The organism is Edaphosphingomonas haloaromaticamans (assembly GCF_001853345.1).
In the GTDB taxonomy this organism is placed as follows: Bacteria; Pseudomonadota; Alphaproteobacteria; order Sphingomonadales; family Sphingomonadaceae; genus Sphingomonas_E; species Sphingomonas_E fennica.
Map to the genome: position 1 here is coordinate 224749 of NZ_MIPT01000001.1, position 8991 is coordinate 233739.

Annotated in this window: 10 protein-coding genes and 2 pseudogenes; 9 read left to right on the forward strand and 3 right to left on the reverse strand. The window is 62.6% G+C overall.

Annotated elements, in window-relative coordinates:
- The first annotated feature begins 3 nt into the window (after window positions 1–3).
- From BHE75_RS01060 to BHE75_RS01085, 6 genes are read left to right on the forward strand one after another with little or no spacing between them, the layout of a single operon-like run.
- A complete protein-coding gene (locus tag BHE75_RS01060) occupies window positions 4–771 on the forward strand; it encodes a DUF2889 domain-containing protein (RefSeq protein ID WP_084652826.1) in 768 nt (255 codons plus the stop codon).
- Window positions 768–1916, forward strand: coding sequence for a 3,4-dihydroxy-2-butanone-4-phosphate synthase (gene ribB, locus BHE75_RS01065; RefSeq protein WP_070931794.1), 1149 nt, complete (start codon window positions 768–770; stop codon window positions 1914–1916). Before BHE75_RS01060 ends, ribB begins: the two co-directional genes overlap by 4 nt.
- 21 nt (window positions 1917–1937) lie before the next feature.
- A complete protein-coding gene (locus tag BHE75_RS01070) occupies window positions 1938–2717 on the forward strand; it encodes an SDR family NAD(P)-dependent oxidoreductase (protein WP_070931796.1) in 780 nt (259 codons plus the stop codon).
- Window positions 2718–2727: 10 nt separating this feature from the next.
- A complete protein-coding gene (gene bktB, locus BHE75_RS01075) occupies window positions 2728–3918 on the forward strand; it encodes a beta-ketothiolase BktB (RefSeq protein WP_070935343.1) in 1191 nt (396 codons plus the stop codon).
- Entirely contained in the window at window positions 3915–4622 is a 708-nt protein-coding gene (locus BHE75_RS01080; RefSeq protein WP_070931797.1) for a CoA transferase subunit A, read from the forward strand. The genes bktB and BHE75_RS01080 overlap by 4 nt, the downstream gene beginning before the upstream one ends.
- On the forward strand, window positions 4622–5257 hold the full coding sequence (locus BHE75_RS01085) for a 3-oxoacid CoA-transferase subunit B (RefSeq protein WP_070931798.1): 636 nt from the start codon (window positions 4622–4624) through the stop codon (window positions 5255–5257). The genes BHE75_RS01080 and BHE75_RS01085 overlap by 1 nt, the downstream gene beginning before the upstream one ends.
- Before the next feature lie 423 nt (window positions 5258–5680).
- Here BHE75_RS01085 and BHE75_RS22985 read toward each other — a convergent pair.
- A pseudogene (locus BHE75_RS22985) lies at window positions 5681–5986 on the reverse strand (IS110 family transposase); the annotation flags it as partial.
- On the opposite strand from BHE75_RS22985, the pseudogene BHE75_RS23835 reads away from it, so the two are divergent.
- Window positions 5974–6087, forward strand: a pseudogene (locus BHE75_RS23835) (transposase); the annotation flags it as partial. The pseudogenes BHE75_RS22985 and BHE75_RS23835 overlap by 13 nt on opposite strands.
- A 32-nt stretch (window positions 6088–6119) precedes the next feature.
- Here BHE75_RS23835 and BHE75_RS01095 read toward each other — a convergent pair.
- Entirely contained in the window at window positions 6120–6857 is a 738-nt protein-coding gene (locus BHE75_RS01095) for a MerR family transcriptional regulator (RefSeq protein ID WP_070931801.1), read from the reverse strand.
- A gap of 244 nt (window positions 6858–7101) precedes the next feature.
- On the opposite strand from BHE75_RS01095, the gene BHE75_RS01100 reads away from it, so the two are divergent.
- Both BHE75_RS01100 and BHE75_RS01105 read left to right on the forward strand, forming a co-directional pair.
- Window positions 7102–8271: a cytochrome P450 gene (locus tag BHE75_RS01100; RefSeq protein ID WP_084652827.1), complete on the forward strand. Its 1170-nt coding sequence runs from the start codon at window positions 7102–7104 to the stop codon at window positions 8269–8271.
- A 12-nt stretch (window positions 8272–8283) separates the two neighbouring features.
- The gene (locus BHE75_RS01105; protein WP_070931805.1) at window positions 8284–8598 is read left to right on the forward strand and encodes a 2Fe-2S iron-sulfur cluster-binding protein; all 315 of its coding nucleotides are present in this window, start codon (window positions 8284–8286) and stop codon (window positions 8596–8598) included.
- A 176-nt stretch (window positions 8599–8774) separates the two neighbouring features.
- Here BHE75_RS01105 and BHE75_RS22990 read toward each other — a convergent pair.
- On the reverse strand, window positions 8775–8991 hold a 217-nt coding region (locus tag BHE75_RS22990), incomplete at its 5' end, for a plasmid pRiA4b ORF-3 family protein (protein WP_139181809.1).

Consider the following 8991-nt stretch of genomic DNA (forward strand, 5'->3'; position numbering starts at 1 on the left):
GCCATGGCCCTTGCGGATCGATTCTTGCCCAACCCCCTATATGGCCAGGGAATCTACAGGCGGCGCATCAGGATGCGGGCGTTAGCGGGTGAGGTGCGTGCCGATCTCTTCGATGACTATCATGACATGGCGTGCACCGTGCATCACGACGGGACTGCGGTCACGGCTATCCAGGCCGAGATAAGGCGGGCACCCTTTTCTACGTGCCCAGGCGCGAACACTGCTGCGAACGAACTGGTGGGCATTCCGCTACAAGTTTCGCGCCGCCACCTTTATGGCGAAGGGCGGCCGCAGCGCAATTGCACGCATATCTTCGATCTGGCCGCTTTCGCGATCAGCCACGCCGCGAATGCGGGAGGGGAGAGGGTTCTCGATTTCATCGTGCCCGATCTCGTGGAGTCCGGTGCCTGGGTTGAAGCCTGTCTCGACGGCAAGGCGGTCCATCGCTGGAAGGTCGGCTATAGTGAAACGATCATCGCGCCTGCCGAATATGCGGGACGCGCGATGTTCGGAGGTTTTGTGCGGTGGGCTGAGGGGCAGTTCGAGGGCGTCGCTGTCGAGCTTGCCCTTCATCTTCAGAAGGTCGTCCTGGTGGCGAGGGGACGGCGCTATCTGATCGGCCAGGAGAACGAGAATTCCATTCGGGACGAGCCCGAACGGATTGGCGCCTGCTACTCGTTTTCCGAGCCGCAATTCTCGATCGCCCGCCCCAATCCCGACTATGTCCGCGATTTCACGGACGGTTTGCCGACAAGAAAGGCTTTGATATGACCGATCTTTCCTCGATCGAGGAGATCATAGAGGATGCCCGCAACGGTTTGCCCTATATCCTCGTCGATGCCGACGATCGCGAAAATGAGGGGGATGTCATCGTTCCCGCGCAGTTCGCGACGCCCAGGCTCATCAATTTCATGGCGACCCATGCCCGCGGGCTGATCTGCCTCGCGATCACGCGGGAGCGGGCATCGGAGCTCAAGTTGCCGCCTATGACGACCAACAATCGCTCCGGCCATGGCACGGCCTTCACCGTTTCGGTCGAGGCGCGCGAGGGGGTAACGACGGGGATATCCGCGCACGATCGCGCCCATACCATCGCTGTGGCGGTCGACCCGTCGAAGCGGGCGGAGGACCTTGTCTCGCCCGGTCATGTCTTTCCCCTGATCGCGCGTGACGGCGGCGTGCTCGTTCGGGCGGGCCACACCGAGGCCGCAGTCGATATCTCGCGGCTGGCGGGCCTTCATCCGGCCGGTGTGATCTGCGAGGTGATGAACGACGACGGCACCATGGCCCGTTTGCCCCATCTCCTTCGCTTTGCCTCGACCCACAATATGAAGGTCGGCACCATCGCCGATCTGATCGCTTTTCGCCGCCGCTCGGAGCGGCTGGTCGAAAAGGTGGCCGAGGCGCCGTTCGATAGCTATTTCGGGCGGGATTTCCGTATTCACGTCTACCGGAACACCATCGACCAGTCCGAGCATGTGGCGCTGGTGCGCGGTGTCGTCCGGCCCGATTCCCAAACGCTCGTACGCGTCCATCAGCTCGACCTGACCGCCGATCTGCTGGGCTGGCGAGCCGCCCGGCGCGACTATGTCGGCCAGGCGCTAAGGGCGCTCTCCGAGTTCGACGGACCAGCCGTTGCCGTTTTTGTCCAGGACCCGGACCCAGCCTCGATCTCGCGGCGCGTTGCCGGTGGGCGCCGCGAGTATCGCGACCGCAATGCCTGGCGCGACTACGGCATAGGCGCTCAAATCCTTCAGGACCTGGGCGTCCACGATATGCGGTTGCTCACATCGAGTTCCGCGAAGCCAGCCGCACTCGCGGGCTTCGGCCTCAGCATCACGGGACGTATACCCATCCCCGACCCCGGCGAGGAGCCGCTTCAGTCGGCCGGGCTGAGCCTCGTCACCAGTAATTGAACATCATTTGTGAGGACTGAGATGGATGTGAAGGGCAAGGCCGCGATCGTCACGGGCGGCGCATCGGGATTGGGAGAGGCGACCGCGCGCGCCCTGGCGACGGCGGGAGCAAGGGTCGCGATCTTCGATCTCAACGTCGAGAAGGGTGAAGCAGTGGCATTGGAGATCGGCGGCATCTTCTGCGCGGTGGACGTGACGGACGAGGCGTCGCTGGACGCCGGCTTCGCCAGGGCGCGCGAGGCGCACGGGCAGGAGCGCATCCTCGTCAACTGCGCGGGCATCGCGAGCGGTGAAAAGACCGCCGCCCGTGACAAGACCAGCGGCCAGCCTGTCGCTCATCGCATCGCGACCTTCGCGCGCACCGTGAGCATTAATCTGGTCGGCACCTTCGCCTGCATCGCCAAGTCGGCGGCGGGCATGCTGACCCGTGAACCGCTGGAGGGCGGCGAGCGAGGCGTCATCATCAACACTGCCTCGGTCGCGGCCGAGGACGGCCAGATCGGACAGGCGGCCTATGCGGCGTCCAAGGCGGGGGTGAAGGGCATGACGCTGCCGATCGCGCGCGACCTCATGAGCGAGGGTATCCGCTGCAATGTCATCCTGCCTGGCATATTGGGAACGCCGATGCTCGCAGGCCTGCCACAGAATGTGCAGGATTCGCTGGCCGCAACGGTCCCGTTCCCCAAGCGGCTGGGCCGACCGCGGGAATATGCCGACACGGCGCTTTTTCTGATCACCAATGGCTACATGAACGGCGCATCGGTCCGGCTTGACGGCGCGCTCCGCATGGCCCCGCGCTGAGGAATTCGATATGGATCCAATTTACATCATTTCAGGCGTTCGCACGGCGATTGGCGACTTCGGCGGCAGCCTCAAGGACATTCCACCCGCGAAGCTCGGCGCGCTCGTGATCGCCGAGGCTGTCAAGCGTGCGGGCCTCACGCCCGACGCCGTGCAGCATGTCGTCATGGGCAACGTCATCCCGAGCGAGCCCAGGGATGCCTATCTCTCTCGCGTGGCGGCGATTGAGGCAGGGGTTCCGATCGAGGCGCCGGCGCTGACTCTGAACCGCTTGTGCGGTTCAGCCGTACAGGCAATCGTCTCGGCCGCGCAGATGATCGCGCTGGGCGAATGCGGGATCGCGGTCGCGGGCGGCGCGGAATCGATGACGCGCGCCCCCCATCATGTGACGGCGGCGCGCTTCGGCCAGAAGATGGGTGACGTCCAGATGATCGATGCGCTCCTCACTGTGTTGTCCGATCCGTTCGAAGGCATGCACATGGGCGTCACCGCTGAGAATGTGGCGGCCGACTATGGGATCACGCGCGCAATGCAGGATGAGCTGGCAGTCCTCAGTCATCGGCGGGCAGCGCGGGCGCAGGCCGAGGGACGCTTCGACACGCAAATCCTGCCCGTGGAAGTCAGGGACCGCAAGGGCGTCCGACCGTTCGACCGGGACGAGCATGTGCGCGCCGACGCCAGCATCGAGGATATGGCGAAGCTGAAGCCCGTCTTTCAGAAGGACGGCACAGTGACCGCAGGCAATGCCTCGGGCATCAACGACGGCGCGGCAGCCGTGGTGCTCGCCTCGCATGCGGCGATCGAGGCGCATGGAATCAGGCCCTGGGCAAGAATATTGGGCTGGGGCCATGCCGGCGTTCGACCCGATCGGATGGGCATCGGTCCTATCAAGGCGGTGCCGATCGCGCTGGAGCGCTCGGGCCTCTCGCTGGAGCAGATCGACGTGATCGAGGCGAATGAGGCGTTCGCCGCTCAGGCGTGTGCGGTGGCGCAAACGCTGGGTTTCGACCCCAACAAGGTCAATCCTAACGGGTCGGGCATCTCACTTGGGCATCCCGTCGGCGCGACGGGCGCCATTCTAACCGTCAAGGCGCTTTACGAACTGGAGCGGATCCGCGGCCGCTACGGTCTCGTCACGATGTGCATCGGCGGCGGTCAGGGCATCGCCATGGTCATTGAACGGCTGGAGGCGTCGGCGTGAACAAGATCTATCCCGACGCCATCGCGGCGCTGGAAGGGCTGCTGTTCGACGGCATGACGGTGGCGGCTGGCGGCTTCGGCCTGTGCGGCATCCCCGAGCGGCTGATCGACGCGATCGTGGCGTCGGGCGTGACGAGGCTGACCGTCGCGTCCAACAATGCCGGCATCGACAATGAAGGCCTGGGCAAGCTGCTCCGTACCCGCCAGATCGCCAAGATGATCTCATCCTATGTCGGCGAGAACAAGGAGTTCGAGCGGCAGTATCTGGCCGGCGAGCTGGAGGTGGAATTCTGCCCGCAGGGCACGCTGGCCGAACGGATGCGCGCGGGCGGCGCCGGCATTCCCGGCTTCTACACCAAGACCGGCGTCGGCACGCTGGTGGCCGAGGGCAAGGAGCTGAAGGAATTCGACGGCGAGACCTACGTCCTCGAACGCGGCATCCGCGCCGACCTGTCGATCGTCAAGGGCTGGAAGGCCGACGAGAGCGGCAATCTGGTGTTCCGCAAGACGGCGCGCAACTTCAACCAGCCGGCGGCTACGTCGGGCCGCATCTGCGTTGCGGAGGTGGAGGAGATCGTGCCGGTGGGGAGCCTCGACGCGGATGCCATCCACCTGCCCGGCATCTATGTGAAGCGCCTGATCCTGGGCGCGTCTTACGACAAGAAGATCGAATTCCGCACCGTGCGCCAGAGGGAGGCGGCATAATGCCCTGGGACCGCAACGCCATGGCCGCCCGCGCCGCGAAGGAGCTGCAGGACGGCTTCTACGTCAACCTGGGCATCGGCATCCCGACGCTGGTCGCCAACCATATTCCGCCGGGTGTGGAGGTGACACTACAGTCGGAGAACGGGATGCTCGGCATCGGCCCCTTTCCTTACGAGGACGAAGTCGATCCCGACCTGATCAACGCCGGCAAGCAGACGATCAGCGAGCTGCCCTCGTCGAGCTATTTCTCGAGCGCCGACAGCTTTGCGATGATCCGGGGCGGCCATATCGACCTCACCGTGCTGGGTGCGATGGAAGTGGCCGAGAAGGGCGACATCGCCAATTGGATGATCCCAGGCAAGATGATCAAGGGCATGGGCGGTGCGATGGACCTGGTCGCGGGCGTCAAGAAGATCATCGTCGTCATGGAGCACACGTCCAAGGACGGCTCGCCGAAGTTCATCCCGGCCTGCACCCTGCCGCTGACGGGGCAGAATGTGGTCGACATGATCATTACCGACCTCGCCGTGTTCCAGCGGCCCGACCACAATAGCCCCTTCCGCCTGATCGAACTCGCCCCCGGCGTCACCCCGGAGGAGGTGAAGGCGAAAACCACGGCGCATTACGTGGACTGAAAAGCAAAACTTTCACCACGGTCTCCAGATGGTTCGCTCGATTGTGCTCGTGATGACTTTGGAAGAACGAGAGCCGGAGTGAATGGAACTTATGGCCCGCCCCGTCTGCAAGTCAGATTTTTGCGACTTTCTGATCAGTCTGCGGCAACTTATACGGTCTCATGGGCGAGCCCACGGCCAAGATGGATATCCGCGCGTCCGGAGCCTACTAATATGCACGGCATCGAGTGCCATTCCATTCGCCGGGCTTTCCGAACGCCGATCGACTGTCAGGCCATCTTCAATCCTTCCTGCAAACCTCGTGGACTACTCCCGTCGGAGCGAGCAGCGATCCTGATCAAGCTGCGACAAGGTAGCTGCGCTCGAACGACGATTCTTTGCGTAAGGCTGCCCAGGCGATTCGGGCCAGCTTGTTGGCCAGCGCAACCGGCTCATCCGAGGAGACAGTGTCTCGGCAGCTTCAGCGAGCAAGCCGGTCACGCCTTGCTCGAGCCTGCGTCGCCCGACCGGAAAGGTCACTCCGCGTTCCAGCAGGATGGCGCGGAGCTGATTTATCAGGTTGGTCCGTTCGGCCACGAGGCGCGAACGGACCCGATGGAGTGTCTGGATGTCCAGCTGCTCTTCGCTCTTGAGCTCGACGAAGCGCATCGTCGGGCGCGACGCCGCCTCGGCGATCCCCTCGGCGTCGCGATCATCGTTCTTCTGCGCCTTGACATATGGGCGCACGTACGCGCGTGGCGAAGCGATACCAGACGGATTTGAGCGATGCTGAGTGGCGGCTGATTGCTGCGTTTCTTCCTGGGGAGAGTGCCACCGGTCGGCGGCGGGAATTGTCCGGCCGACTAATTTGAATGGCAAAACACTACCGAGTGCAGGTCGATCTTGGGTCGGGGGTATGCCGGTCAGTTGTCTGTGCAGGCGCGACAAATGAATGCAGGTCATTCATGAATGCCTTCATTCTTAGCAGAGCGAAGAAATCGAGCATGAGCGGAAGCGCAATATGAAGCATGGATGCCGACTTCTCGTCGTCGATTTTCTCATGGCTGTTTTGAAAGAATATCCTCGCTTCATTTTTTGCGACCATTCGCGCGGCGTCGCGATAGAAAGCGATGTTCTCGGGCGGAAAACCGCGTTCTTCGACAAATCCCGCTTCGCGGATCTGGCCCCAGATTTCAACCAGACGGGCGTCGGTCAGGCTGAGAGATTCCCCGCCCTCCTGATCGACAATCGATAGCATTCCCATTTCCGCGAAGGCGCGCGCATCCCTTTCGGCATTGGGATAGCGAGCCACGAGACTCGATATCGGAATGGACTGAATGTTCTCCAGGCCAAAGCGAGAGACCAGCAACTCCTCCAGGTTGGCGTAGGCGGAGGCCGGGGTGCCGCCATTGCCTGCCATGGCGGCCTTGATCTCCTTGAAGGTGAGCCGGGTCGACTGCTGCAGCCGCCTGATTGCCGCAATACCCCGTACATGCGCTTCATCATAATCAGCGGCGTTCCGGGACGAACGTCGTGGTTCTGGAAGCAGACCTTCGCGGAGCATGATCCGGATGACCTCGCGATTGACCCCAGTCCGTTCTTCCAGTTCGCGCATCTTCATGGGCCACCCCTGCCAAAACGCGCCGGTCCAGGCAACCTATGGAGTCAACACTCACATTGAAATCACTTGCGGCACCCGATTCGTGCGTGTATGCTACACGCAAAACAAAACAAGAGCATGTCCCGAAGCATCGCCACATTGAGGAGAGCAGACCTTGGCAACCGTTTCCGAGCAGCCACAAGCAAGCAAGGCACGTACACCCCGGCCTTCGAACGTCCCGACCGACCGTGTCTACGAAATCGACATGTACGCGCTGGACGGCATCGAAGAGGGCTATCATGAAGCATGGAAACGGGTGCAACAGCCCGGCGTGCCGGAACTGATCTGGACCCCCTTCACCGGAGGCCACTGGATCGCCACGAACGGTGACACCGTTCGGGAAATCTATAGCGACCCCTCGCGCTTTTCGAGCGAAGTCATTTTCCTGCCCAAGGAGGCCGGCGAAAAATACCAGATGGTGCCGACGCGGATGGATCCGCCGGAGCACACGCCCTATCGTCGCGCGCTCGACAAGGGTTTGAGCCTTGCCCAGATTCGCAAGGTCGAAAGCAAGGTTCGGGAGGTCGCCATCGATCTGATCGAGGGCTTCCTTGCAAAGGGCGGGTGCGACTTCTCCGCGGAATATGCCAATGTTTTCCCGGTGCGCGTGTTCATGGCGCTGGCCGATCTGCCAGTGGACGACGTGCCCAAGCTCAGCCGTTTCGCCCATATGATGACACGGCCGGAGGGCGACACACCGGAGGAGATGGCAGCCGTCCTCGAAGAGGGCAACCGCGGCTTCTTCGCCTATGTCGAGCCGATCATCGAAGCCCGGCGCGGCGGCGACGGCGACGACCTGATCAGCATCATGGTCAACTCCGAGATCAATGGCCAGCCGATCGACCATGACAAGGCGCTCGGCCTCATTTCCCTGCTGCTGCTCGGCGGTCTCGACACGGTCGTCAACTTCCTCAGCTTCATGATGATCCATCTTGCACAAAATCCCGAGATCGCCGCCGAACTGCGCAGCGATCCGCTCAAGCTGATGCGCAGCGCCGAGGAGATGTTCCGCCGTTTCCCGGTGGTGTCGGAAGCCCGCATGTCGGCGAAAGATCAGGACTATAAGGGCGTGCATTTGAAACGCGGCGACATGATCCTCTTGCCGACAGCCCTTCATGGCCTGGACGAGAAGGAGAATCCGGACCCCTGGCGGCTCAATCTGGAACGTCGGGGCATTTCCCATACCACTTTTGGTGGCGGGCCGCATCGTTGCGCGGGCATGCACCTTGCCCGGATGGAAGTGATCGTGACGCTCGAGGAATGGCTGAAGCGCATTCCCGACTTCCGCCTGAGGGACGGTTCCAAGCCTGTCTATCATTCGGGCATCGTCGCCGCCGTCGAGAATGTGCCGCTCGTGTGGTCCGCCGGGCAGTAAGGACCATCCAGGATGCACATCACTGTCGTTACGCGCGAGGGGGAATCGCGCAGGATCGAAACCGATGAAGGACGCACGGTCATGGAGACGCTTCGCGAGAGCGGGCTGGACGAGTTGCTTGCTCTTTGTGGCGGTTGTTGTTCCTGCGCGACCTGCCATGTTTACGTAGACCCTGATTTCGCGAATGAACTGCCCCCACTGTCCGACGATGAAAGCGACCTGCTTGAAAGCTCCGCGCACCGCACCGACCGGTCTCGCCTAGCGTGCCAGATCGTCGTGGGACAACATCTGAACGGTTTAGCCGTCACGATCGCGCCCGAAGACTGACCTCTCCCTTTCGGGCCGAATATGGGCCGCACCCTACACAAGGCAGGGTGCGGCTCCCTTTCGCCATAGGCGGCCCGTCCCTGCCTCACGCGCTGGTCCGACACTTCCAACCGCCCGAAACGGCAACGCCATGCCGATTGCTTGCAGCGTAAGCGTGGTCAGGAAACCGCCATCGCTTAGCTGTCGCGGGATTTAGCGTCGGTGTAGGCGGCTCTTCCCTGTGCCCGTCGCTTGGCGAGCTTCGCCATGCGTGCGTTGATCTCGTCGGGGCTGATATCGGTGGGATCGAAGACGCCGCCATACCATTGCACCATGGACGCGCGCTCGGGATGGCGCGGCTTGGCCATGGCATTGAGGAACTCCTCAAATCCTGGGGTTCCGCCGACGTCTTCG

Coding starts and splice junctions, on each gene's coding strand:
- bktB (WP_070935343.1), top strand. CDS start 2,728: ATGGATCCAATTTACATCATTTCAGGCGTTCGCACGGCGATTGGCGAC.
- BHE75_RS01070 (WP_070931796.1), top strand. CDS start 1,938: ATGGATGTGAAGGGCAAGGCCGCGATCGTCACGGGCGGCGCATCGGGA.
- BHE75_RS01095 (WP_070931801.1), bottom strand. CDS start 6,857: ATGAAGATGCGCGAACTGGAAGAACGGACTGGGGTCAATCGCGAGGTC.
- BHE75_RS01085 (WP_070931798.1), top strand. CDS start 4,622: ATGCCCTGGGACCGCAACGCCATGGCCGCCCGCGCCGCGAAGGAGCTG.
- BHE75_RS01100 (WP_084652827.1), top strand. CDS start 7,102: ATGTACGCGCTGGACGGCATCGAAGAGGGCTATCATGAAGCATGGAAA.
- BHE75_RS01105 (WP_070931805.1), top strand. CDS start 8,284: ATGCACATCACTGTCGTTACGCGCGAGGGGGAATCGCGCAGGATCGAA.
- ribB (WP_070931794.1), top strand. CDS start 768: ATGACCGATCTTTCCTCGATCGAGGAGATCATAGAGGATGCCCGCAAC.
- BHE75_RS01060 (WP_084652826.1), top strand. CDS start 4: ATGGCCCTTGCGGATCGATTCTTGCCCAACCCCCTATATGGCCAGGGA.